We start from the raw sequence: 24,485 nt of genomic DNA, 5'->3' as shown, positions 1-24,485 counted from the left end.
GCCGTCCCCCGCCCAACGGGGGAGGGTCAGGGTGGGGGCAATGCCGCCGCCGGCGCGCGGCGCAGCGCGTTGAGCAGAATCCCGATCGTGGTCCCGTTGTGCAGCACGGCGGTGCCCACCGGGGACAACAGCCCCAGCGCGGCGGTGCCGAGGATCGCGCTGTTCAGCCCGACGGTCAGGCGGTAGTTGCGGGCGATCAGCGCCATGGCGGCGTTCGCCGTCTCCTTGGCGTCGGCCACCCGCTCGATCCGGTCCTCCAGAAGCGCCACGTCGGCGGTCAGCCGGGCGATGTCCGCCCCCTTCTGCATGGCGATGCCGACATGGGCGCCGGCCAGCGCCGGGGCGTCGTTGATGCCGTCGCCGACGAAGGCGATGCGCGCGCCGTCGCGGCTCAGATCCTCGATGATGCGGGCCTTGTCGGTGGGCAGCAGGTCGGCGTGGAAGCCGTCGAGACGCAGTTCCGCGGCCAGTTCGGCGGCTCGGTCGCGGTGGTCGCCGGTCAGCATCAGCACCCGCGTCACCCCGGCCCGCCGCAGCCGCGCGATGGTCGCCGCGCTGGCCGCGCGCACGCTGTCCTTCAGCGCCAGCACGCCGGCCAGCACCCCGCCGAAGCCGATGAACAGCAGCGTCTTGCCGTCGCGGTGCAGCGCGTCGATGGCCTCGCGGTGGGCCGTGGTGTCGATGCCTTCGTCGTCCTCGATGAAGTGGCGGGAGCCGACGACGATGCGCTTGCCGTCGATGACGCTGGCCACCCCGTGGGCGACGATGAACTTCACCTCTTGATGGTCGAAATGGCGGTTGTGCGTCTCCTTGGCGGCGTTGACCACGGCCATCGCCAGCGGGTGGAAGTAATGCTCCTCCACCGAGGCGGCGAGGCAGATCAGGTCGTCGGGGCTGAAGGTCGGGTCGAAGGCGATGGAATCGGTCACCTGCAGGTCGCCGGTGGTCAGCGTGCCGGTCTTGTCGAAGATGACCGTGTCGGCCTGGGCCAGCCGTTCCAGCGCGTTGGCGCCCTTGATCAGGATGCCCGCCTGCCCCGCCCCGTACATGGCCGCCTTGAAGGCCACCGGGGTCGCCAGCTTCAGCGCGCAGGAATAGTCGGCCTGGAGCACCGACGCGGCGCTGCGCCAGTCGCCGGTCATCAGGAAGGAGCCGCCGGCCAGCTTCAGCACCGTGGGCACCAGCCGGTCGGCCAGCCGCGCCGCGTCGAGCTGCGCCTCGCTCTTGGCGGTCAATGACTGTTCGACGTAATCGGCGATGCGGGCGGCGGCGGTGTGGCTGCCGACATGCTCGGCGTAGACGACCAGCCGCCCCTCCTCCATCAGCGTGCCGGAGAGGACGGCGGAGCCGCGCTGCTTGACCACCGGGGCGCTCTCGCCGGTCATGGCGGCCTCGTTGACGGTCGCCTCCCCGCTCAGCACCGTGCCGTCCACCGGGATCACCGTTCCGGCGCCGATCACCACGCTGTCGCCCACCAGGACGGTGTCGGCGGGCACCTGGACCTCCACCCCGTCGCGCAGCAGCCACACCTGATCGCTCGACGGTCGCAGCAGCCGCTTCAGCAGCGCATCCGACCGGCGGGCGATGGACTCCTCCATGTATTCGCCGAGCGCCAGCATGAAGACGGTGGTGTTGGCCGCGGTGAAGTCCCGCCGCGCCAGGGAGATCGCCACCGCCGCCGCTTCCAGCACGTGGGAGTTGACGCCCTCCCGCCTGTAGATCGCCACGCCCTCGCGCAGCATCGGCATCGCGACGGCCAGCGACAGCGGCAGGCGCAGCGGCACGGGCAGCAGGAAGACGCCGGCCAGTGTGGCGAGGCTGCGAACCAGCGCGGCCCCGTGATTCTCCCCACCCTCCGCCGCCGGGGCGGCCGGCGCCGGTTCCGGGATCGGCAGGGCGGCCAGCACCAGGCACAGCGCCGTGGCGTCGGTCACCGCGGGATCGTAGCGGACGGCCAGCGACCGCGCGGCGCGGCTGGCCCGAACCGACGTCACCCCGGCGACCGCCTCCACCACCCGGTGCAGGGTCGCCGCGTCGTCGGGGGCGCCGGGACGGCAGGCGTAGCGCAGCCGGACGCGCCCCGGAATCCGATGGACCGGCTCCAGCCGCAGGAACCAGGGCGGGCCGCTCATAACGCTCCGACCTGTTCCGCCTCCAACTCGGCCTGGAGGTCGGCCATCTGCTCCTTCATCTCGGCGAGGCCGCCGGCGAGGTTGCCGTAGAGCTTCAGCCCGGACTTCACGATCTTGCCGCGCAGTTCCTCGTCGGACAGCACATAGGCCGCCGCCGCCCCGACCAGAAGCCCGACCAGGAACTGCTCGGACCGGCGCGACGGGAGAAGACCGCTCAGCCCGCCGAGAAGCCCCTGCCCCCGCGCTATGCCGGCGCCCATGCCGCCCCCGATGGGGGTGCCATTGGCGGCCATGGCGGCTTCGTACCGGCGCTGCTGCTTCTTCAGCTTCTTCAACGCCTTCTTGATCTTCTTAGCCATGGGGGTCCTCGTTCTTCGGCCGTTCTTGCAGCGGGTCTTCCGCCGGATTCAGCAGATGCTCGATCATGACGACTCCCGCCGCCCCGGCGGCGACCGCCAGGGCGAGGCGCGCGTAGTCGCGGTTGCGCAGGGCGTCGGCGGCGACGCTGGCGGCGGCCAGCGCCGTCCCGCCCTGCAGCCCTTGGCGCAGGATGGTGCGCGGCGCGGGGGGCTCGGCGCCCGTCACCCAGCGGTCCTGGACGGCGGTCAGCAGGCCGGTCGCCACCATGCCGCGCGTGAAGTCGGCGGCGAGTGTGCCGGAGCCCCGCGCCTTGCCGCGCCGCTTCCCGCGTTTCACGCGGCCCCCGGTGCGGCCGACGGCGCCGGCTCAGACTTTGCCGGCTCCGCCACATCTTCCTTTGCCGGCTCCGCCTCGGCGGGCGCCGCATCCACCAGGGCTTCCTCAACCGGCTCCTGCGCGGCCGCGTCCACGGGCGTGGCGAGGCGGGAGCGCAGACCGGCGGATGTCCGCTCAATGGCGAGCAGGCCGGTGACCGCGGCCTCGCGCACCGCGGCCTGGGCCTTGCCGGCGCCCTCGCGGGCGGCGGCCTTCACATCGGCAGCCTTGAGGTTGGTGGCCCTGAGGTCGGCGATCGTGGGATCGGCCTTGGCCTTGGCGTTCTTCACCATCCGGACGCCGATGGCCCCGGCGATCACGCCGGACGCGAATGTCAGAAGCGGCAGCATCATGGTCTCCTTTCCGGCGCACCGGCGGCCAAGCCGGCGGCGGCGATGCGCAGCAGCGTCCCGGCCGCCGCGCTGGCTTCCCCGCGCAGCAGATCCGGCCACGCCGAGGGCGGGATCACCGCGGGGTCGTATTCGATGGTGCAGGACCGGGCGAGCGGGTTCAGCGCGACGGAGCGGATGCCTTCCGCCCCGGACAAAGCCCGGTGCAGCGCCCTGGCGTCGTCCGCCAGCGCCGCCAGACCACGCTCCGCGGCGCCGTCGAGCTTCAGCCGCACCCGGCCCGGAATGTGGTGCGCGATGGTCAGGGCGGCGGCCAGCCGGCTGAGGAGTTCGTTGGGCATGCTCGCGTCGTGATCGGTCATTGGAAGAGGCGTTTGCGCTGCACGGTCATGTGGACGAGCATGAAGGCGACGAACAGCGTGCCGAAGCCGGCATGGACGCGCTTGCCCACCCCCAGCGCCGCCAGGGTCGCCGCCATGCTGCCCATCATCCCGATCTTGGCCGCGCGGTTGATCCGCCATTTCAGCTCGGGCGCGGCCGGCTTGCCTTCCGCTACGGGGACGGGGGTGGGGTCGTCCGGCACCGGGGGAGCCTCCGCGGGATGCAGGACCGCCGACAGCAGCGCCTCCACCTGGGACCGGGCAACCTCCGGCGTCACCGCGGCGGAGTCGTAGCTCAGCAGGACGCTGCCCACCGCCGGGTTGCTCCCGCTCACCCGAATCGCGTCCAAAGCCTCCAGGCGGGCCAGCGCCTCTTGAAACCGGTCCGTCCGGCGCAGCAGCGGGTGGCGCACGCGGATGCGTCCGGGCACCGCCGATGCGATGGGAGAGGTTCGTCCGGTCATTGCCCGTTCTCCTGCGTCAGCCGCGATCCGCCCACGCGGCCGGGGGCCGTTCAATGGCTGCTCAGAATATCCATAACTTTATAATGGCGAAACATTTCCCGCCTTTGCGCACAGGCGCCAGGCGCAAGGCCGCGTTGCAAAAAAGCCGCGGCCTCATCCACGAAGAGCAGGGCGTGGAGCGGTTGAACTCGAAAGCACCACCGCTGCCCTACCCATTGCTACCCCTTTGGCGCTTTCAGCGTATCGTCGGCAGCCGGCTTGGGCTCGGTTTTCGTCGGTTGGCAGACCATCTCTCGATCCCCGTCCTTGGCGTCGGCTGGTTTGATGACCTGCCAGAACCCTCCGACGACCAGAAAGCCTAGAGAGGCATACATGGCCATACGACCACTGATGAGAATACCCCGAAACACTGTCCGCATGTGTTCGTCCAATGCCGGCAGAAGCCTCCGCATGAGCCGGCGCGATCCGAACAACACAAGACCGGCGACGAGAAGGATCGTCCCCGCGTCGAGGAACAGGTTCTTGAAGCTCTCAACGACCATGTTCATGCCGAAAATGCCGGTGATCACCGCCCCCAGAGAGCCGAGCAGAGCGATCATCGACAGCTTTGTCGTCGCATCCGCGACGGCTTCCTGCTTGGCCAGCACCTTGTCCTGACGGGAGGCCTGCGCCAGTTGGTGGAGGCGGTTCACATCCTCCGTGACACTTTGCAACTCGGTCTCAATGCCCAAGCGGTCGTACCAAGTGCGATAGATGAACTCGTCTTGTTCCGCCAGGCCGAGCGAACGATGAATGTAGCCGGTCGCGTAGCGGGCCAGCTTGCGCTGAACAGCACTGGCTGCCGCCTCAAAAGCATCGTCAGTCTTACGCGCCACATCGGCCACTTCCTGTCGAAGGATAGCCAGACAAGCCCGCTGCGCGCACACCAGAGCCGCAGATTTTAGTGTGATCTCACCGACGTCGTAATAGAATAAGTTTAGGTAAGGGGACCGTTGCGCTTTCGTCCCAGCGTTCTGAATAGCGCCGGCTCTGACGATCGATAGTCGTCCAACACGCGCCACGCTCCAATTCGTATTTTCGTTCCGTTTGCGAACGCCGAGAGCGGTGTTCGCCGCATCCGCCATGGCGTGACTCGTGCCCGACTCAAGCAACTGCCTGCGTATCGCCTCCGGCATGTGATGCCAGAAGTCCGGCAGAAGACCGGTGCGGATGCGCGACACCAATTCCGCCCTTCGCAATTCCTGGCTTTCTTGGGCGGTGCCGGAGCCAACCCAAACAGGCGTAAGCGTAAGCAAGTTGAACCAGTCGTCCAAATCCTTCGTATCTTTGGCGACGGCAAAATTCACCAAGCTGGGGAGCTTTAGGGCGTTACGATCAACCCGGCGCCATTCGTCGTCTGGGCATATGCTGCTAAAAATTTCGCGCGCCATCTTTTGCGAAGCCCCAACAGAGCTTAGCATTTTGGCAATGTCTATTTGTTTAAGACGCGCAACGGTAGCGTTGAATTGCTGGATACAATCCAAATGGTACTTACCAAGCGGAATCTCGCAAATCCTCCAATCCGCCACCAACACGGCAATGTCGGAGCCAAACATGATGATCCCCAGTCGCTCGAGGGAGGGGCGAGGGTGGCCCTCCTCGTCTTGTTCCGGCTTCTGGGCCAATTTGGATTCGGCAGTTTCAGCACTGGCAGGAGAATGCTCCGAACCCACTGCGGCGACGTCGGCTTTGACAGCTTCCTGATTTGCCCGGGGGAAGACAGACGCCGAATCTTCCAAAGCCACCCGATGGTCATCGGATGCCTCAAAAAACTGTACAGAATCAATAGCGTCCACGGAGCTGGTTAAGTATTCGGGAATGGAACAACGAATGCCAAAGTCGCCGCTGTTCGGCGCAGCCCACCATTCCTCAACCTTCGTCCATTTCTTGCTGTTGGCAAACGGTGACATCGTATCGGCGGACGTCGCTGTCGTGACGTTCCGATGATAGGTGCCAAGGACGGTCACACGCGCACCATACAGGAGCATTCTTCCACCACCATGTTAATACACTGCCCGGGATTCGGCGTTTTTTGGTGGTATACCCTGCTCTTCATTCGCGCAAGGAGCGGCTATGCCGATGCCGTCTCTTCAACAGGATGCGGAGAAGACGAGCTGATCCAGCAACCTTCCCTGCGCTGAGGCCCGGGAGTGATGTTTCCAGCCCCTGTCTTAGTCGACGCCACCTTCAACGCTTCTTACATGGTGGCCCGAATCGCTCGCAGTGGGTGGCTGGCCGCAATCTGCGCCTCACAGCCCGCGCAGCTGCACAGACCGTCGCAGCATTCGTCCGAGCCCCGCATCGCCCCCTCGCCAGCCATATCCCCAGGAAACGCAGAGAATCACGACCGGTCAGGCTCAGCCTTGTTCCGCGGTCTGCCAAATTTCCACACAACCGCTCACAGATCCGGCGGGGTGCGGATCGGCAGATGCAGGGTCGCCAAGGTGCCGCCACCGGTGCGCGAGGCGATGGTGAAGGACCCGCCCAGCCGGTCCGTTGCCAGATTGTCCACAATGTTCAGGCCGAGCCCGACCGAGCCGGTGCCGCGGCGGGTGGTGAAGAAGGGCTCCAGGATGCGCCCGGCGGTGCCCTCCGCGATGCCGGCGCCGTCGTCGGCCACGGACAGCAGGACGGTGTCCGGCCCCGACCCCGCGGCCCCGACCGTCACCAGCCCGTGCCGCCCCGCCGGGAAAGCGTGCTCCAGGGCGTTGCGGACGAGCTGCTCCAGGACCGCGGACAGGATCGCCGGGTTGCTGACCATGCGCAGGTCGGCGGGGCAGTCCACGACCATGCGATGCCCCAGCGGCTCCCACTGCGGGCGCAGGCTCTCCGTCACCTGTTCCAGGAAGGGCCTCAGCGCGATGGTCTGGCGCAGCCCGCCATGGTCCGCCGCCACCCCCTTGAAGCAACGCACGATCTCCCCGGCGCGGGCGATGGTGCCGGACAGCAGGGCGGCCAGTTCCCCGGCGCTCGCCAGGAAGCGCTCCAGCTCGGCGCGGCGGAGCTGGTTGGCGGCCAGCCGTTCCGTCATCGCGGCGACCCGGTCGCCGAGGTGGGACGCGCTGCCCAGCGCCACGCCGATGGGCGTGTTGATCTCGTGGGCCACGCCGGCGACCATCTGGCGCAGCGCCGCCATCTTCTCGCGCTGGGCCTGGGCCAGCTTGCGCGTGCGCTCGCGGACCAGCGCCTCCAGATGCTCGTTCTCGTCCTTCAGGCTGCGGTTGGCCCGGCGGAGCGACAGGTGGGTGGCGACGCGGGCGCGCACGATGGCCGGGCTGAAGGGCTTGGTCACGTAATCGACGGCGCCGGTCTCCAGCCCGAAAGCCTCCTCCTCGGGGCTGGACAGCGAGGTGATGAAGATCACCGGGACGTCGGCGGTGGCCGGGTCGGTCTTCAGCAGCCGGCACACCGCGTAGCCGTCCAGCCCCGGCATCATCACGTCGAGCAGCACCAGCTCCGGCGGGTCGGCGGAGGCCAGCTCCAGCGCACGGCGGCCGGAGGTCGCGAAGCGCACCTCGTGCCGGTCCTCCAGCACGCTGGCGAGCGCCCGGATGTTGGCCGTGTCGTCATCGACGATCAGAATGTGACCACCGCTCACGGCGTCGTCTCCCGGTCCCGTTCCCTGGTCCATGCGGCGGTGAGCCGTTCCAGCGCCGCGCAGGCCGCGGCGAATTCCAACGCTTCCACGGCCCGCCCCACCTTGTCCACCGCCTCGTCATGGCCACGCCCGGCCAGCAGGCCGCGCAGAGCGTCGAAGCGGGCCGCCGCCGACAGGCTGCCGCTGCGCAACGCCTCCTCCAGCGCGCGCAGCGCCTCGTCCAACCCTTCCCCGACGAGAGGAGCCAGCGGAACGTCCGGCGCCCCCTCCATGGGTGCTTCCACGCTGCGCAGCGTTTCCGCCGAAGCCAGCGCGGGACCGAGGGCGGCGGACAGGTCGGCCACGAGCCCCGGGATCGTGTCCCACCGCTCCTCGCGCGCCGCCAGCTCCAGCGCCGCAGCGGCCTCGCTCGCCGCCATCGCGCCGACCGTCCCGGCGCTGCCGCGCAGCCCGTGGGCGAAGCGCTCCAGCGCCGGCCCGTCTCTCGCGCTGCGCAGATGCTCCAGCCGGACCGGCGCATCGCCGTAGCGGTCGAGAAAGTCCAGGATCGCCCGGCGCAGCGTGCGCGCCCGCCCGTTCATCCGCGCCAGCGCCGGGGCGAGGTCGAACCCCTCCAAGTCGTCAGGAAGCACGGCATCCATCTCCGCGCCCTTGGCAACCGGCAAAGCCTCCCGCCGCCCGAACGGCTTCAGCCAGCGGTTCAGCACGGCGACGAGGCGGTGCGGCTCCACCGGCTTGGCGATGTGGTCGTCCATGCCGGCGTCCAGACAGCGCCGCCGCTCCTCTTCCAGGGCGTGGGCGGTCATGGCGATGATCGGCAGGCGGTCGGGACCGCACTGGCGGCGGATCGCCCGCGCCACCGCGAAGCCGTCCATGTCCGGCATCTGGACGTCGGTGAGCAGCGCGGCGTAGCCCGCCCCCGGCTCCAGCGCCAGCCGCACCGCCTCCCCGCCGCTGCCCACGGCGGTGACGGCCAGCCCGGCGTCCTCCAGCAGCTCCCGCGCGACCAACCGGTTCACGGCGTTGTCGTCGGCGACCAGCACGCGCAGGCCGCGCAACGGCTCGTCCACCTGCAAGCCTGTCAGCCCCGGATCGGCCAAGGCGGCGGGCAGCGCCGTCGCGGCGCCGTCCTGCACGCCGACCGCGACCGTGAAACGGAAGGTGCTGCCCAAACCGGGCGCACTGTCCACGGCGATGCCGCCGCCCATCATGACGGCCAGCCGACGGCTGATCGCCAGCCCCAGCCCGGTCCCGCCGTAGCGGCGGGTGGTCGAGCTGTCGGCCTGGGCGAAGGGTTGGAACAGGCGAGCCACCTGCTCCGCCGTCATGCCGATGCCGGTGTCGCGCACTGCGAAGCGCAGCTCGGTCTCCGCATCGTCCGGTCCGCGCGGCGCGGCGCTCACGCCAAGGACCACGCTGCCGCTCCCGGTGAACTTCACCGCGTTGTTGACGAGGTTGAGGAGCACCTGCCCCAGCCGCAGCGGGTCGCCCAGCAGGGCGGTGGGCACGTCCGGGGCGACCTCCAGCCGCAAGGCCAGCCCCTTCTCCTCGGCGGAGAGGGCGGCGGTGCCGGCCACCATGTCGAGCACGGCAGACAGGTCGAAGGGCACGCGCTCCAGCGTCAGCATCCCCGCCTCGATCTTCGAGACGTCGAGGATGTCGTTGATGATCCCCAGCAACGCCGTGGCCGAGGCGCGAATGCGCGTCAGGTAGCCGCGCTGGCGCGGCGGCGGCCCGGCGCGCAGGGCGAGATGGCTGAGACCGAGGATGGCGTTCATCGGCGTGCGGATCTCATGGCTCATGTTCGCCAGGAAATCGCCCTTGGCGCGCGACGCCTCCTCGGCGCGGCGGCGGGCCTCCTCCACCTGCTGCTGGCGGCGCGCGATCTCGTCGAGGAAGTGGCGGATCGAGCGGGAGATGGTGGCGATCTCGTCGGTGCCGCCGTCGGGCAGCGGCGTTTCCCGCCCCTCCACCCGGTCGAGCACCGCGTCGTTCAGCCGGACCAGACGCAGGGTCAGGAAGCGGCGCAGGTACAGATACACGCCCAGCGCCACCAGGAAGCCCAGCGCCCCCAGCCCGATCAGGATGCGGTTCTGCGTCGCGGCCAGTTCGGACAGGCCGTCCGCCTCGTCCGCCGCCGCCGCGTTGACCCGTTCGAACAGCGCGTGGGAGATCTTCACGACCTCCTCGACCATCACCAGCACTTGGTTGGTCAGCGCCTTGCTGCGGGCGATGGCCGCCTGCCGCTCCATCAGGCTGGGCAGCAGGCCGGAGGGGCCGAGCAGCGCCGTCTCCAGCCGCCGGTGCAGGGCGGCGAAGCGTTCCGCCTGCTCCGGCGGCAGCCCGGCGTGGAGCGCCGGCAGGGCCGACAGCGCCGCCGCGGCGTCCCGCTGGGCGCGCGCGATCTCGCGCTGGAAACGGCTGTTGCCGGCGTGGGTGCTCTCGTTCAGCACGCGGTTGACCGTGTTGGTCCAGGCGGTCAGCGGCCCCAGCCGGTCCGGCGGCAGGGTCGGCAGCACGGCGGCGACCAGCGCGCCGGCCTCTGCCGACAGGCGGCGGGTCTCGTCCAGCGCGTCGTCGCTGCGCGCAGCCGCGTCGATGCGCTCGGCCACCAGCCGGTCGAGGTCCGCCAGCGTCGGGACGAGCGTCCCCAGGACGCCGGCCAGCGTGGCGCCGCCTTCGATGTCGGACAGGGCCTGGGCCGACCGGGTGACCGCCGTCAGGTTGGCGGTCAACTCGGCCAGGGTGACCCGCCGCTCGGGGTGGCTGGTCGCCCCACCCAGCCGGGTCGCCTGCGACAGCACCTGCTGCAGGCCGCCGTTCAGCACCGCCCCGGTGGTGATGCGCGGCAGCGCGCCGTTGGAGAGGTCCGACAGGGCGTGGCGGAACTGCGCGAGGTCGTAGAGCGCAGCACCCGACACGCCCAGCAGCACCCCGACCATGACCAGCAGGCCCAGCCCGACGCGCCGCCCGACGCCGCCCCGGAAGGGGGGGCGCAGAACCGGCGCGGTCGAGGCGGGCTTGCTGGTCATCAACGCTCGGTGATGCGGCCGTCGATGCCGGGCGACACCGTCCCGCGGTCGGTCAGGTGCTGGGCCATGATCTCCCACAGCAGCTTGCCGCTGGCTCCTGAGGAGGCGCCGGGTGCCTTCAGCATGCCGTAGCCGTCGCCGCCCTGGGCCAGATAGTTGGGCAGGGCAACCGAATAGGTGGCGTTCGGGTCGAGCGGCTTGCCGCCCACCGTGACGGAGACGACGCGGCTGCCCGCCGGCTGCTTCAGGTCGTAGACCACCGCCATGTTGGACGGGTGGAGGAAGCTGCCCTTCTGGTTCTCCACCCCGGCGGCGCTGAGTTCCAGCGCCTCGCGCAGGGCCTTGCCGGACAGGGTCACGGCGTTGATGGTGTCGCGGAAGGGCAGCTCGCGCTGGATGTCGCGGCGGGTCAGCACGGTCCCCGCCTCGTATTGGCGGTTGCCGCGGATGTTGCCGCCGTTGATGAAGGCAACGTCGGTGTTGAAATGACCGCGCATGGCGTCGGCGATCAGCGAGGCGAAGGCGTTCTCGCCGGTGCGCACGGCGGCGCGGCGGGTGTCGAGCGCGGTCGCCGTCGTCCCGATGTTGATGTCCAGCAGTTCCGACAGCCGGGCCAGATAGACTCCGACCCGCTTTTCCATCGCCGGGTCCGGCGGCAGCCCGGCGAGCGGCACGATGTCGGCGCCGGCGAGCGCGGGCGGCGCCTTGCCGTCGCCGTCCAGCCGCAGGACGAAGGCCGACCCTTTCACGTTGACGTGGACGCCGAAGAGCTTGCCGTTATCGGCCTCCAGCACGTCCTTGCCGGTGGCGGAGAGTTGGAGAAGCGCGTCGATGGCGGGCTCGCCGCGCAGCGCCTCCACCGCCTCCGGGGCGTTGTCCAGGATGGCGACCACATAGTTCGCTCCCTGGGCGCGCAGCGCACGGGCCTCCGCCGCGATCGTGGCGGGCGGGCGCACCTCGATGTCCGGCACGATGTACTGCACCGTCAGTTCCGGCGAGATCGCCGAGACCACGCCGATCTTCCCCACCGGCGTGTCGAGCAGCGCCGACGGTTCCAGCCCCTCCATCACCTTGCCGGTGTTGCGGTCGATGGTGGTGGCGCTGACGAAGGGGAAGCGCGCCTCGTAGCTGCGCAGGGTCAGCTCGTCCTTGCCGAAGCCGAGGTCGCGCTTGGTCACTGCCATCATGTCGGGCTGAAGCTCGTTCAGCAGGTCGATCATGTGGGCGCCGCGGTCGAAGGTGGACAGGACGCCCGCGGTCAGCGACGCGCCGCCGTGCAGAAACAGCGTGTTGCCCTCCGCCCGCTTGGTGCGCAGCAGCGTGGCGAGGTTGGCGAGGCCGCCCTCGCCCTCCACCGGCTCGATGTCGGCCATCGTCGAGGTGAAGACGATCGACAGCTCCGCCGCCGACGCGGCCGGCGCGAAAGCGCCGAACGCCGCGACGGCGCAGGCGGCCAGGACGGCCCGCCAGCCGGAAAAACGCCCCGTCGTCCCATTGCCGCGCTTCGGCATGGTTACCCCCTCCTGCCATCCCTGTTCCTTCAGGATGGTTCTTCCCGTATTCGGGCGGGGGAGTTCAAGGCATATCCATGCATGCCGGGGAACATTCCGGTGACAAAATCCCTTGCCGCAACAAGGACAAGGGGAACGGCCGAATCAGGCCTCCTCGTCCTGCCAGGAGTAGGCGAGCGGAACCTCGCGGAAGGCGAAGCGGTCGAGGTGGCGTTCCAGAGCCCCTTTCAACGCGGCGAGATGCTCGGCGGAGCTGGCGTCCAGCCGGCAGTCCAGCGCGTCCGGCCGGGCCTGGAGCGTCAGGGTGGCGTCCCCCGGCCAATCGGCGCCGCGGGCGTTGTGCGGGAAGACGACGCTCCCCGCCTCTGGCGTGTACTCCACGGTCAGATTGTGCGCCCAGTGCTTGCAGAGCTGCTGGAGGTAGCGGCTGCCGTTCGGGGTCGGGACGCGGACGCTGCTGGCGTGTCTCATAATGATCCTTCTGTGTCTGGCCTTCTGTGTCTGGTTCAGGGAAGACGCTCGATGCGCTGGGCCGCCTCGTCGATGATCGAGACGGCGGCGTGCACCGTGTCCGCGTCGACACCCTCGCGCCCCAGCCGGTGCATCAGCACGGCCTTCAGATTCTCCATGGCGCGGCGGATCGGGGCACCGTCGGTGTGGGCGCGCCGGGTCGCCAGGGCGGCGAGGCGGGCGAACAGCGCCTCGACGGTGTCCTTGTCCTGGGCGAGCTGGGCGATGCCGTCCGGGGTCGCGGCGAAGGGCTTGCGCGCGCCGTCGGCGTCCGCCTTGGCGATGTGGCCCATCTCCTCCAGCAGCGACAGCGTCGGGTAGATCACGCCGGGGCTCGGCACGTAACCGCCGCCGGTCAGTTCCTCGACGGCGCGGATCAGGTCGTAGCCGTGCCGCGGCTCGTCGGCGATCAGCTTCAGAAGGACCAGCCGCAGCTCCGACGCCTCGAAGACACCGCGCCGGCCGCCGCGACCGCCCCGCCGCTCGTGACGCTCATGGCCCCAGCCGCCCTCCGCGGCGTGACGCCCGCCCCCATGATGCGGCCCCCCACCATGGGGGCCGTCGCCGTGCGGGCCGGGATGATGGCGGCGCATCCGGCCGCACCAGGGATTCGGGAAAAACTTCATGAGGGGTGTCCTCCATGTTCCGATAGGTTCAAGATATATCGTGACATGTCGAAACACAAGCCCCCAAGACGCTTATTCCCTCTCCCGCCCCGGGAGAGGGTGGCGCCGGAGGCGCCGGGTGAGGGTTTTGCGAGGATCAGATCGCTGATCCTTGCCAGCACCCTCACCCTCCCACCGCTTCGCGGCGGGTCCCTCCCTCTCCCGGGACGGGAGAGGGGACGCAGCGGTCCCCAGCCACGCCCGCCAAGCATACTGCGAATGCGAGCAATTCGCATTGACGATCCGCAGCGATCGGGACCACAGTGCGCCCGCCCTTCCGGCATAGGCCGTCCCGGCAAAGTTGAAGGAGAGTCAAGGATGAAGCTGACCCGACGCCACGCCCTCGCCATGACCGTCGCCGTGGCCGGCCTCGCCGCGCTGGCGCCCGTTCCGGGCCATGCCCAGGGCATGACGGTGCGGCATGCTCAGGGCGAGACCCGGCTTCCCGCCAAGCTCGACCCCGTCCTGGTCTTCGACATGACCGCGCTGGACACACTGGACGCGCTGGGCGTGGCGATCGCCGGGGTGCCCACCGGGCTGAAGCCGAAGCATCTCGCCAAGTATGACGGCCCGTCCTACGCCAAGATCGGCACCCTGTTCGAGCCGGACTACGAGGCGGTGAACGCCGCCGAGCCCGGCCTGATCATCGCCGGCGGCCGCTCCGCCCCGAAATACGCCGAGCTGTCGCGCATCGCGCCGACGCTCGACATGACGACCGACCAGACCGACTTCCTGAACAGCGCCTTCGCCAACGCCGAGACGCTGGGCCGCATCTTCGGGAAGACCGCCGAGGTCAAGCAGAGGCTGGACCGGCTGCGCGCCTCCATCGCCGAGTTGAAGACGGTGGCGGGCAACGCCGGGAAGGGTCTGCTGGTCCTGACCACCGGCGGCAAGATGAGCGCCTACGGGCCGGGGTCGCGCTTCGGCATCCTGCACTCGGAGTTCGGCGTCCAGCCGGCCGCCCCCGACCTGAAGGTCGCCAACCACGGGCAGGCCATCTCCTTCGAATTCATCCTGGAGACCAACCCGGACTGGCTGTTCGTGATCGACCGCGACGCGGCCATCGGGCAGGACGGCACGCCGGCCCGGCAGTTCCTCGACAACGACATCGTCCGCCGCACCACCGCCTGGCAGAAGAATCAAGTCGTCTATCTGAACGGCGGCAACTGGTACCTCGTCGGCGGCGGGCTGCAGGCGCTCCAGCAGGACGTGGACCACCTCCTGGCGGCGCTGTCCAAGAAGTCCTGACCCGTGAAGCCCCTCCCGCTCCCCATCGCCACGCTGCCGCTGGCCGCCCTGGGCATCGGCCTGCTGGCCGTGTGGAGCCTGTTCGTCGGCGTCAGCGACGTCAGCCTCGCGACGCTGTTCGGCGGCGGGGCCACGGACCAGGCCACGCAGGTGCTGCTGGTCAGCCGCCTGCCCCGGACGCTGGCGCTGATCCTGGCCGGCGCCGCCATGGCGGTGTCCGGCCTGCTGCTCCAGATGCTGGTGCGCAACCGCTTCGTGGAGCCCTCCACCGCCGGGACCGCGGAGTCGGCCATCTTCGGCATGATGATGGTCTCGCTGCTGGCGCCGGAGATGCCGGTGTTCGGGCGCATGGCCGTCGCCAGCCTGTGCGCGCTGGCCGGGACGGGGCTGTTCCTGGCGATCCTGCGGCAGGTGCCGCTGCGCTCGCCGCTGGTCGTGCCGCTGGTCGGCATCATGCTGGGCGGGGTCATCACGGCGATGACCGAGTTCATCGCCTACCGCCAGGACCTGATCCAGTCGGTCCGCGCCTGGGAGACCGGGGACTTCTCCGCCATCCTGCTCGGCCGCTACGAGCTGCTGTGGCTGAGCGCCGCCCTGACCGGCGTCGCCTATCTGGCGGCGGACCGCTTCACCGTCGCCGGGATGGGGCGCGACGTCGCCACCAACCTGGGCATCGACCACCGCAAGGTGATGGCGCTGGGGCTGGTCATCGTGTCGATGACCACCGTCGCGGTGATCGCCACCTGCGGCATGATCCCCTTCCTGGGGCTGATCGTTCCCAACGTCGTCAGCCTCGTCCGCGGCGACAACATGCGCGGGTCCCTGCCCTGGGTCGCGCTGATGGGGGCCGGGCTGGTGCTGGCCTGCGACATCGCCGGACGGCTGGTGATCCATCCCTACGAGATCCCGATCGGGACGATGATGGGGGTCATCGGCAGCGCTCTGTTCCTCTATCTCCTGCTGCGGAGGAACGGCCATGCCGGCTGACCGCCGCCTCCTCTCGCCGATGGTCGTGCTGGGCGGCCTGTCGGCGCTGACCCTGCTGTCGATCGCGCTGTTCATGACGCTGGGCGCGCGGGGCAAGTGGGACTTCATCCTGGCCTTCCGTGGCACCAAGGTCGCTGCGATGGTGCTGGTCGGCTACGCCGTCGCCGTGTCGACCGTCCTGTTCCAGACGATCACCAACAACCGCATCCTCACCCCGTCGGTGATGGGCTTCGACCATCTCTTCCGGCTGATCCAGACGGTGCTGGTCTTCCAGTTCGGCAGCGGGCTGGTGGCGTCGCTCGACCCCCGCCTGCGCTTCGGCGTGGAGGTGACGTCGATGGTCGTCTTCTCCGGCCTGCTCTACTGGTGGCTGTTCAACGGGGCGGGCCGCGGCGACAACCGGCGCAGCCTGCATCTGCTGCTTCTCGTCGGCATCGTCTTCGGCGTGCTGTTCCGCAGCGTGACCAGCTTCCTTCAGCGCATCATCGACCCCAACGCCTTCCTGACCGTGCAGGACCGGCTGTTCGCCAACTTCAACCGCGTGGACGTCGAGCTGCTGGCCGTGTCGGCGCTGGTCGTTCTGGCGGTGTCGCTGGCCGGCTGGCGGTGGCGGCGCACCTTCGACGTGCTGGCGCTGGGGCGCGACGCCGCGATCAACCTCGGCGTGGAGCACCGGCGTGCGGTGATGGCGGTGCTGGTGATGGTCTCCATCCTGGTGTCGGTGTCCACCGCGCTGGTCGGGCCGGTCACCTTCTTCGGGCTGCTGGTCGCCAACCTCGCCTATCTGGTGATCCGCTCGCACCGGCACGCGCTGATCCTGCCCGCCGCGGTGCTGCTCGCCGTGCTGACGCTGGTCGCCGGCCAGCTCGTGCTGGAGCGGGTGTTCGGCTACAACGCCGCGCTCAGCATCGTCATCGAGTTCGTGGGCGGTCTCGCCTTCCTGTTCATCCTGGTGCGGGGTTCGGCCCGATGATCGACGTCAAGAACATCACGAAACGCTACAACGGCACCGTCGTCGTCGACGGGGTGTCCCTGTCCCTTCCCGCGGGCGGGGTGATCTCGCTGATCGGGCCGAACGGGGCGGGAAAATCGACGCTGCTGTCGATCATCAGCCGCCTGCTGCCGATGTCCTCGGGCACGGTGGAGATCGACGGGCTGGACGTGACCACCACGCCGGGCGCGGTGCTGGCCCGCCGCCTGTCCATCCTGCGCCAGGACAACCAGATCATGTCCCGCCTGACGGTGGAGGACCTCGTCGCCTTCGGCCGCTACCCGCACAGCAAGGGCCGCCTGACCGACGAGGACCGCAAGCACATCCGCAACGCGCTGCGCTACCTGGACCTGGAGGCGCTGGCCGGCCGTTTCCTGGACGAGCTGTCGGGCGGCCAGCGCCAGCGCGCCTTCATCGCCATGGTGCTGTGCCAGGACACCGAATACATCCTGCTCGACGAGCCGCTGAACAACCTCGACGTCAAGCACGCGGTGGCGATGATGAAGCTGTTCCGCCGCACCGCCGACGAGTTCGGCAAGACCATCGTGCTGGTGCTGCACGACATCAACTTCGCCTCCTGCTACTCCGACCGGATCGTCGCGATGCGCGACGGCCGGGTGGTGCACCAGGGGCCGCCGGCGGTCATCATCACGCCCGACGTCATCCGCGACGTCTACGGCGTCGAGGCCCAGGTGATGGAGAACGCCGGCCAGCGCATCGCGTTATACTATCAGTAAAGAGCACCAATTCCCCTCTCCCGCCCCGGGAGAGGGTGGCCCAAAGGGCCGGGTGAGGGTCGTACGAGGATCGAAGCACTGGCCCGTTGCCGGTACCCTCACCCTTCCCGCGCTCTGCGCGGGCCCCTTCCCTCTCCCGGGACGGGAGAGGGAAATCCGATCAGCGATGCGGCGGGTCGAAGATCACCGAACGGTCGATGTCGGCCAGACGCGCCCGTCCGCTCAGCGCCATGGCGACCTCCAGCTCGGTCTGCAGGATGGTCAACATGTGGGCCACCCCCGCCATGCCGCCGACCGCCAGGGCGTGCAGGACCGGCTGACCCACCAGCACCGCGTCGGCGCCCAGCGCCAGCGCCTTCAGGATGTCGGTGCCGCGCCGGATGCCGCCGTCCGCCAGGATGGGCAGGCGGCCCGCCGCGCGGGCGGCGACCAGCGGCAGCACCTCCGCCACCGCGGGCAGCGTGTCGAGCGTCCGTCCGCCATGGTTCGACACGATGATTCCCGCCGCCCCGGCCTCGATGGCGGGGTCGACGTCGTCGGGGTTCATGATTCCCTTCAGCAGCACCGGCAGGCGCGTCTCGGCGCACAGCCAGCGCACGGTGCCCCAGGTGGCCGCGGCGTGCAGCATGCCCTGGAAGACCGGACTGCCGGGCCGCGATGGGCGGAAAGTGTCCGGAGTCAGGCCGGCCAGATTGACCGGGGCGATGCCGTCGGGCAGGCGGAAGCCGGCGCGCTGTTCGATGTTGCGCAGGCCGCTGACCGGTGCGTCCACCGTCAGCACCAGCGCGCGGTAGCCCGCCGCCTCCGCCCGCCGCACCAGGGTCAGCGTGTCCTCGAACCGCGGCTGGGTGTAGATCTGGAACCACAGCGGCCCGCCGGCCGCCGCCGCGACCTCCTCCAGCGTCACGCTGGACTGGGTGCTGACGGTCATCCAGGTGCCGGTGAGGCCCGCCGCCTGCGCGGTCGCCCGCTCCCCGTCGCGGTGGACCAGCCGGTGGAAGGCCATGGGCGCGATCAGGATGGGATAGGGCATGGCCTGCCCGAACAGGTTCGTGGCGGCGCTGCCCCCCGACAGGTCGCGCAGCGCCCGCGGCATCAGGCGCATCCGGTCGTAGGCGTCGCGGTTGGCCTGCCGGGTGATGCCGTCCGCCCCGGTCCCCGCGATGTAGGCGCGGGTCGCCGCATCGACGCGGGCGGTGAAGTGGCGCTCGTAGTCGTAGAGCGAGACGGTGTCGGCGGGAACGCTCATCGCGGATGTCCTCGTGATTGTCCCCTCGCCCCTCCGCTCACGCGCAAACGAAGTTTGCGCTGACGCGACAGGCGGACCTTTGGTCCGCCGAAAGCGGGGAGAGGGCTATGAAGAACGGCCCTCCGCCAAATCCCTTGCCCGTCGCGCCAGGGCGCGCAGGCGCGGGTCGGGCTGGTCGGCCAAAGCGGCGGCCATGCCGCGGTAAAAGTCGGGAAAGCCGGTTTCCAGCGCCCGCGCAAACCACGCCAGCGCCTCTTCCGTCCGCCCGTCCTGCAGCAGCAGGCGGGCGTGGTTGAAGCGGCCCCAGCAGTCCCCTCCCTCGGCGGCGGCCTGGAAGAGTTGGCGGGCGCCCGCGCCGTCCTCGGCCACCGCGCGCCCGGTCTCGTGGAACAGGCCCAGCATGTTCAGCGCCTTCGCGTTGCCCCGGCGGGCGGCCGCCGCGTAGAGCCGGTAGGCTTCGGCGTCGTCCGCCGGAACGCCCAGGCCGCGGCAATGCAGGTCGGCCAGATTGAACAGCGCCCAGGCGTCGCCCAGCTCGGCGGCCCGGCGGTAATGGGCGGCGGCCTGGACGGGATCAGCGGGCACGCCCCAGCCGTGCTCGTGGCAGCGGCCCAGCATGTTGACGGCGCGGGCGTCGCCGCTGCGCGCGGCGATGCGGAACCACTCCACCGCCTGCGCCCGCTCGGCACCGCCGCGGTCGAGGCATTGCTGCCCCAGGGCGAGCTGCACGTCGATGATGCCCGGCCCGTCCGTCGCGCGGGCGGTGGCGGCGCCGTCCCTCATGGGTTGGGCCATCACACCTCCGCCCAGCGCCGCAGCAGGTTGTGGTAGTGGTTCACCAGGGCCAGCACGGACGGGTGCTGGTCGCCCAGCTCCCGGCGCAGGTCGATGATCGCCACGTCGAGGTCGTAGAGCATCGCCCGCAACCCGTCGTCCTTGACCAGCGACTGCGTGAAGAAGAAGGAGGCCCAGCGCGAGCCGCGCGTCACCGGGGTCACCCGGTGCAGGCTGCTGGACGGGTAGACGACCGCGTGCCCCGCCGGCAGCTTCACGCCCTTGGTGCCGTAGGTGTCCTCGACGACCAGATCGCCGCCGTCATACTCGCCGGGGTCGCTGAGGAAGATCGTCGTGGAGACGTCGGCCCGCATCCGCATGCCGCCGGTGCCCGGAATGGCCCGGATGGCGTTGTCCACATGGTTGCCGTAGGTCATGTCCAGATCGTAGCGGTTGAACATGGGCGGCAGGACGCGCAGCGGCAGGGCCGCGGAATTGAAGGCCGGGTTGCGGCCCAGTGCCTTCAGGATGACCACGCCCAACTCGCGGGCGGTGTCGCTCTCCTCCGGGATCTGCAGGTTGTTCTTGGCCAGCACCGCCTGGGAGCCCGCGGTGAGTCGGCCATCGACCCAGGGCGACGCCTCCAGCACGGCGCGGCAATGGGCGACCTCGTCGGCGGTCAGAACGTCGGGGATTTGCAGAAGCACGGGGCGGAATCCTTTGCAATGGAAGAAGGCCGGACCGCGCCCCCGGCGGATGGTCCGGGAACACGGTCCGGCCTGGCCGGAATCAGAAGGTGACGCCGGCGGTCAGCATGAAGGTGCGGCCCGAGGCCGGAACCGCGCGCGAGGCGTTGAAGGCCGAGGCGTAGTTGCGGTGATCGGTCAGGTTGTAGGCGTTGAGCGCCAGGGACAGGTTGTTGATCTCGTAGGACACCACGCTGTCCAGCGAGACCGTCTCCGGCACGCGGCCCGTGTTGGCGCTGTCGGCCCAGTATTCCGAGGCGTACTGGATGCCGCCGCCGACCATGACCTTGCCGGGCACGACGCCGGGAGCGAACTCGTAGGTCGACCAGAGGCTGGCGTTGTGCTTCGGCACGTTCGGCGCCTCGTTGCCGACGACCGCCGCGTTGGTCCGCGACTCCTTGATCTCCCCGTCGAGGTAGGCGTAGCTGGCGTAGACGCTCCAGCCCTCGACCACCTTGCCGCTGACCCCGGCCTCGAAGCCGCGGATGCGGGTGCCGAGACCGGCCTCGGAGAAGCCGTCGGTGACCGTGCCGGTGGCCGGGTCGACCGAATAGGTGTTGCTCTTCTCGATCTGGAACAGGGCGCCGTTCAGACCCAGCCGCCCGCCGAGGAAGTCGGCCTTGCCGCCGATCTCGTAGAGGTCGGTCTTCTCCGGATCGAAGTCACGCCCATTGCGCGGGGTCTCCGCCGTGCCGTTGGTGAGCTGCGCCGCGATGTCCACGCCGATCGGCTTGTTGGAGCGCGCGTAGGAGACATACAGCGACGCGTCCTTGGTCGGCTCGTAGATCAGGCTGGCCGACGGGCTGAGCGTCCGGGTGCTGGCGCTGCCGCCCGCCACCGTCGGGTCGGAGGCGCGGAAGGTGCTGCGGAAGTAATCCCAGCGCAGGCCGCCCTGCACCGAAAGCTGCTCGAACAGCCACACGCGGTCGGTGATGAACAGGCCGGTGTTGGCGACGCTGGACTCGCGCACGCCGGTCGCCGGGTAGGTGAGGAAGGCGTTGGCCGGGTAGTTGTGGCTGGGGTTGCGGATGGTCTGGGTGTTGGTGCGGTTGACCCAGGTGCCGCCGCGCCGCTCGTCCTTCTGGTAGCTGAGGTCCAGGCCGCCGTTGACCTTGTGGTAGAGGCCGAGGAAGTTGCCCTCCGCCTTGGCGCCCGCGACGTTCTGCACGCCCCAGCCCTTCTGCTTGAAGGCCAGGCCGCCGCCGGCGCCGTAGGCGATCACCGGGTTGCCGCCGTTCAGGAAGAGCGTGCTGCTGGCCGCGGTCAGCGCCGCCGGGGCGGTGGAGACGAAGTCGCGCTCGTAATGGCTGTAGCGGCTGTCGTTGTAGAAGGACAGGTTCTTGCTGACCTCGTGGGCCAGGGTCGAGGTCACGACGTGGTTGTCGGTGTCGTCGCGGTCCTGGTTGCGGACGTAGGACGTGGAGCGGTCGAGCCCGAACTCGGGCGCCGGGCGGAACGTGCCGTCGCGGCCGCGGATCATCGGCACGCCCATGTCCGGGATCTTATCGCCGTCGAGGTAGGCGTAGTTCAGGTGCCAGGTCGTCGGGGTGCCCAACCCGACGCCGAGGTCGGCGGCGATGCCCTTGCGCTTGGCCTCGACCTCGTCGCGGTCGGCGACGTCCTGGTCGTGGTACAGGCCGTTGATGCGCAGCGCCGTCGTCTCGTTGATCGGCTGGTTCACGTCCACCGTGGTGCGGTAGGTGGGGCCGGAACCGACCGACTGCTCGACCTTGTAGCGCTTGTCCAGGCCGGCCTTCTTGGTGCCCTGGTTGATGACGCCGCCGGAGTTGCCGACGCCGAAGCCGTTGCCCGACGGGCCCTTGAAGACCTGCACCGTCTCGGTGTTGAAGACGTCGTGGGTGTAGACGCCGAAGTCCTTCAGGCCGTCGGTGTAGATGTCGCCGCGGGCGGTCAGGCCACGGATGCGGAACTGGTCGCCGTTCTGCCCGCCGTTGCCCTCGCCGGTGGAGATGGTGATGCCGGGGACGTTGCGCAGGACCTGCTCCAGCGTCGTCGCGCGCTGCTGCTCGATGATCTCTTCCGGAACGACGTTGACGACGCGGGGCGTGTCCTTGACGGTGTCGGGCAGACGGGAGATGCCGGTGGGCTTGGCGTTCACGTTGCCGGTGTCCGCCGGACGGTCGGCGCCGACCCGGACCGGGTCAAGGACCGTGGCGTCACCGGCCGCGGTGCCCGGCGCGGCGCCGATCCCGGTCCCCGTTCCGGCCGTCTGCGCCTCGGCCACCGTCGCCAGGGTGGAGAAGGACATCGCCAGCCCCGCCGTCGCGGCGGCGCCGGCGATGATGGGTCGGAGGCGGTCGGGGACATTCGATTGCAACATGGGGCTCTCCCGAAAAATCGTCGTGGCGGATGCGCCGATCAGCGGCGGCTATCTACCAAGCGGGGCGGCGCCCCCATCAACGGCGATCATTCAGAATAATTCTAAATTGCAAAATCACCGTCATTCGGCCCCAGCGCATGCAGGGATATGCAGTTTGTCGGAGGCTCATAATGGGCTTCCCGGCGGTTCGCGCAATGCCCCGCCGAAAAGCTTTTTCTGTTTTCTCTTCAATGACTTAAAAGGTCTCCTCAACGGCTTCCGCAGACCCTGGCACGGACGGGAGGAACCCCACTGTTGCCACACGGCAACATCGATAATAAGAATTATTCTCAATATGCTGATCGGCCTCGGGCCGAACGTCTTTTATACGTCAGCCTGGAATTCGCGCGGCCGCAACGGCCTGCCCGAGGCGGGCCTTCCACAGCCCTTCGGCCAGCCGCAGGGCGTCGGCGAAGGCCGATCCGGTGGCGCCGGGAAGGGCGAACAGAGCGAAGGCCGCAGTGCCGATGATGATGCGTTCCGCCCGTGCGTCGCGCACGGCACCGGTCCACACACCCTGCCAATATTCCAGGCTGGTGCCGCGCGGGCGCGGCGTCGGCGGCGGCTCCTCCATGCAGGCGGGCAGGATGAGGTCCTCCGCCTCGCCGTTGACCAGACGGTGGATGGAGGAGGGACGGAAGGGCGTGAACTGGGCGACGTCGCGCACGCTGCCCAGCACGGCCATGTGCTTCCAGCCGAGGATGCGGGCGGCGTCACGGTGCAGTTCCCGGTAGGTCGGCTTCGCCGCGCCCAACAGGGAGGTCTTGGCCTTGGCCGGCTTCAGCAGATGCACGGCCTCGAACACGGCGGAGCGGGTCTGGGTCAGGCGGTGCAGCCCGATCAGCCGGTAGATCTGCGGCGACAGGGCGGCCAGCGGCGCGTAGGCGATCCGCTGCGTCGCCAGCGCCGCCGCGATCTCCCGCGCGGTGGTGCAGACCGGGATGCCCACGGTGGGCGCGATGAACTCGTAGCGGCCGGAGGCCGCGCTGCACCCCGTGCCGCCGTGCAGCAGCACCCGGTGGCCGGCCTGGGCGACCAGCCGCGCCGCGTGGAAGAACCAGGGCGGGTTGTGGTAGTTGGGCGAGGTGAAGCAGGGCCAGTCGATGTCCGCCTGGATCGTCCGGCCGAGCCCGGCGGCGACATGCGCCTGCATTGCCCGGACCATCCCGGCCAGTTCCGGCGCGGTCGAGCCGCGCATCCGCATCATGCCCAGAAGCGCGCCGACCTGGACCGGATCGGCCTCGCCCGCCAGGATGATGGTCATCGCCTCCTCCGCCTCCTCGGCGGTCAGCGGGCGGCCATGACCACCCCCGGCGATGCCCAGCACGCCGATGTGACGGGCCAGACGGTCCTGCGCGGGGGCGTCCGGCGCGATTCCCTCCAGCTTGGCGTCGATCTGGGCCGGTGACGGCTGCCCCTCCAGCAGGCCGGCGGGCCGGACCTGGAGCGGCGGCACCACGACGGCGGTCGGCACGTTCCAGCGGGGGTCGAAGGTCTCGTCGAGCCCCGGGCGGCCCGACGACGGTTCAAACAGGGCATCGATCCCGCGGGCCAGCGCCTGGACGCGCGGGCGCAACGCCTCGGCGAAGGGCGTGGGCACCAGGCCGCGACCCGAGCGGATGAACAGGGGATCGCCGAACTCCTCGCGCATCTGCGCCAGGAGCCGGCTGAGCGCCGAAGTCTGAAGACCAAGATCGCGGGCGGCCAGCGTGACGTTCCGTTTCGCCAGCAGCGCGTCCAGCGCGACGATGATGCGTCCGCGGGTCAGGCGGTTTTCCTGGTCCTGGAGAGTGGCCTTGCCCGGACCGGATCCCTCCGCCTCCGGACGCGGCGCGGCGTCCTTCCTCTTGACCGTCATGAGATTTCAGCCCGAATGCGGTTGCCTGGCCGGTTCACGGCTGCATACCATGATAATGATACGCATTCGCATGCCAACGCAACACGCATGCCCTTCCCC

General features: G+C 69.6%; 21 protein-coding genes. 4 read left to right on the top strand and 17 right to left on the bottom strand.

All coding sequences use genetic code 11. The features are described 5' to 3' along the window. Positions 1 to 26: 26 nt before the first annotated feature. The 12 genes from FHW79_RS23990 to FHW79_RS23935 form a co-directional block, all read right to left on the bottom strand. A complete protein-coding gene (locus tag FHW79_RS23990; RefSeq protein WP_183181222.1) occupies positions 27 to 2,132 on the bottom strand; it encodes a heavy metal translocating P-type ATPase in 2,106 nt (701 codons plus the stop codon). Beyond that, entirely contained in the window at positions 2,129 to 2,491 is a 363-nt protein-coding gene (locus FHW79_RS23985; RefSeq protein WP_183181221.1) for a YtxH domain-containing protein, read from the bottom strand. Before FHW79_RS23985 ends, FHW79_RS23990 begins: the two co-directional genes overlap by 4 nt. Continuing rightward, positions 2,484 to 2,828, bottom strand: a complete 345-nt coding sequence (locus FHW79_RS23980; RefSeq protein ID WP_183181220.1) for a hypothetical protein — start codon at positions 2,826 to 2,828, stop codon at positions 2,484 to 2,486. Before FHW79_RS23980 ends, FHW79_RS23985 begins: the two co-directional genes overlap by 8 nt. After that, positions 2,825 to 3,220: a hypothetical protein gene (locus FHW79_RS23975; RefSeq protein ID WP_183181219.1), complete on the bottom strand. Its 396-nt coding sequence runs from the start codon at positions 3,218 to 3,220 to the stop codon at positions 2,825 to 2,827. The genes FHW79_RS23980 and FHW79_RS23975 overlap by 4 nt, the downstream gene beginning before the upstream one ends. Next, positions 3,217 to 3,558 (bottom strand): cation transporter, encoded by a 342-nt coding sequence (locus FHW79_RS23970; protein ID WP_183181218.1) that lies wholly within the window; start codon positions 3,556 to 3,558, stop codon positions 3,217 to 3,219. Before FHW79_RS23970 ends, FHW79_RS23975 begins: the two co-directional genes overlap by 4 nt. A gap of 17 nt (positions 3,559 to 3,575) precedes the next feature. Further along, positions 3,576 to 4,061: an HMA2 domain-containing protein gene (locus FHW79_RS23965; protein ID WP_183181217.1), complete on the bottom strand. Its 486-nt coding sequence runs from the start codon at positions 4,059 to 4,061 to the stop codon at positions 3,576 to 3,578. Between the two features lie 218 nt (positions 4,062 to 4,279). Then, positions 4,280 to 6,088, bottom strand: coding sequence for a hypothetical protein (locus tag FHW79_RS23960; RefSeq protein ID WP_183181216.1), 1,809 nt, complete (start codon positions 6,086 to 6,088; stop codon positions 4,280 to 4,282). A 410-nt stretch (positions 6,089 to 6,498) separates the two neighbouring features. Then, the gene (locus tag FHW79_RS23955) at positions 6,499 to 7,698 is read right to left on the bottom strand and encodes a hybrid sensor histidine kinase/response regulator (protein WP_183181215.1); all 1,200 of its coding nucleotides are present in this window, start codon (positions 7,696 to 7,698) and stop codon (positions 6,499 to 6,501) included. After that, on the bottom strand, positions 7,695 to 10,730 hold the full coding sequence (locus FHW79_RS23950) for an ATP-binding protein (protein ID WP_247884575.1): 3,036 nt from the start codon (positions 10,728 to 10,730) through the stop codon (positions 7,695 to 7,697). The genes FHW79_RS23955 and FHW79_RS23950 overlap by 4 nt, the downstream gene beginning before the upstream one ends. After that, entirely contained in the window at positions 10,730 to 12,241 is a 1,512-nt protein-coding gene (locus FHW79_RS23945; RefSeq protein ID WP_183181213.1) for a 5'-nucleotidase C-terminal domain-containing protein, read from the bottom strand. The genes FHW79_RS23950 and FHW79_RS23945 overlap by 1 nt, the downstream gene beginning before the upstream one ends. Before the next feature lie 144 nt (positions 12,242 to 12,385). After that, on the bottom strand, positions 12,386 to 12,712 hold the full coding sequence (locus FHW79_RS23940) for a DUF2218 domain-containing protein (protein WP_183181212.1): 327 nt from the start codon (positions 12,710 to 12,712) through the stop codon (positions 12,386 to 12,388). Positions 12,713 to 12,747: 35 nt separating this feature from the next. After that, positions 12,748 to 13,377, bottom strand: a complete 630-nt coding sequence (locus FHW79_RS23935; RefSeq protein ID WP_247884574.1) for a PadR family transcriptional regulator — start codon at positions 13,375 to 13,377, stop codon at positions 12,748 to 12,750. Positions 13,378 to 13,734: 357 nt separating this feature from the next. Here FHW79_RS23935 and FHW79_RS23930 point away from each other — a divergent pair, with 357 nt between their 5' ends. Genes FHW79_RS23930 through FHW79_RS23915 form a run of 4 tightly spaced genes read left to right on the top strand, consistent with a single transcriptional unit; the run spans position 13,735 to position 17,379 of the window. Then, entirely contained in the window at positions 13,735 to 14,664 is a 930-nt protein-coding gene (locus FHW79_RS23930) for a siderophore ABC transporter substrate-binding protein (protein WP_183181211.1), read from the top strand. Between the two features lie 3 nt (positions 14,665 to 14,667). After that, a complete protein-coding gene (locus FHW79_RS23925) occupies positions 14,668 to 15,651 on the top strand; it encodes an ABC transporter permease (RefSeq protein ID WP_348984257.1) in 984 nt (327 codons plus the stop codon). Continuing rightward, positions 15,641 to 16,624 (top strand): iron chelate uptake ABC transporter family permease subunit, encoded by a 984-nt coding sequence (locus FHW79_RS23920; protein WP_183181210.1) that lies wholly within the window; start codon positions 15,641 to 15,643, stop codon positions 16,622 to 16,624. The genes FHW79_RS23925 and FHW79_RS23920 overlap by 11 nt, the downstream gene beginning before the upstream one ends. Next, positions 16,621 to 17,379, top strand: a complete 759-nt coding sequence (locus FHW79_RS23915; RefSeq protein ID WP_183181209.1) for an ABC transporter ATP-binding protein — start codon at positions 16,621 to 16,623, stop codon at positions 17,377 to 17,379. Before FHW79_RS23920 ends, FHW79_RS23915 begins: the two co-directional genes overlap by 4 nt. Before the next feature lie 160 nt (positions 17,380 to 17,539). Here FHW79_RS23915 and FHW79_RS23910 read toward each other — a convergent pair whose 3' ends face one another. From FHW79_RS23910 to FHW79_RS23890, 5 genes are all read right to left on the bottom strand, one after another. After that, positions 17,540 to 18,628, bottom strand: a complete 1,089-nt coding sequence (locus tag FHW79_RS23910) for an alpha-hydroxy acid oxidase (RefSeq protein ID WP_183181208.1) — start codon at positions 18,626 to 18,628, stop codon at positions 17,540 to 17,542. A 105-nt stretch (positions 18,629 to 18,733) separates the two neighbouring features. Beyond that, positions 18,734 to 19,423, bottom strand: coding sequence for a tetratricopeptide repeat protein (locus tag FHW79_RS23905; RefSeq protein ID WP_247884573.1), 690 nt, complete (start codon positions 19,421 to 19,423; stop codon positions 18,734 to 18,736). Then, the gene (locus FHW79_RS23900; RefSeq protein ID WP_183181207.1) at positions 19,423 to 20,109 is read right to left on the bottom strand and encodes a Fe2+-dependent dioxygenase; all 687 of its coding nucleotides are present in this window, start codon (positions 20,107 to 20,109) and stop codon (positions 19,423 to 19,425) included. Before FHW79_RS23900 ends, FHW79_RS23905 begins: the two co-directional genes overlap by 1 nt. An 82-nt stretch (positions 20,110 to 20,191) precedes the next feature. Further along, positions 20,192 to 22,489, bottom strand: a complete 2,298-nt coding sequence (locus tag FHW79_RS23895) for a TonB-dependent siderophore receptor (protein WP_183181206.1) — start codon at positions 22,487 to 22,489, stop codon at positions 20,192 to 20,194. Positions 22,490 to 22,859: 370 nt separating this feature from the next. After that, positions 22,860 to 24,386 (bottom strand): glycosyl transferase family protein, encoded by a 1,527-nt coding sequence (locus FHW79_RS23890; protein ID WP_183181205.1) that lies wholly within the window; start codon positions 24,384 to 24,386, stop codon positions 22,860 to 22,862. Positions 24,387 to 24,485: the final 99 nt, after the last annotated feature.

This window comes from Azospirillum sp. OGB3 (genome assembly GCF_014192915.1).
Classification (GTDB): domain Bacteria; phylum Pseudomonadota; class Alphaproteobacteria; order Azospirillales; family Azospirillaceae; genus Azospirillum.
Note: the sequence above shows the minus strand (reverse complement) of the source record. Positions and strands in the feature narration are given on the sequence as shown.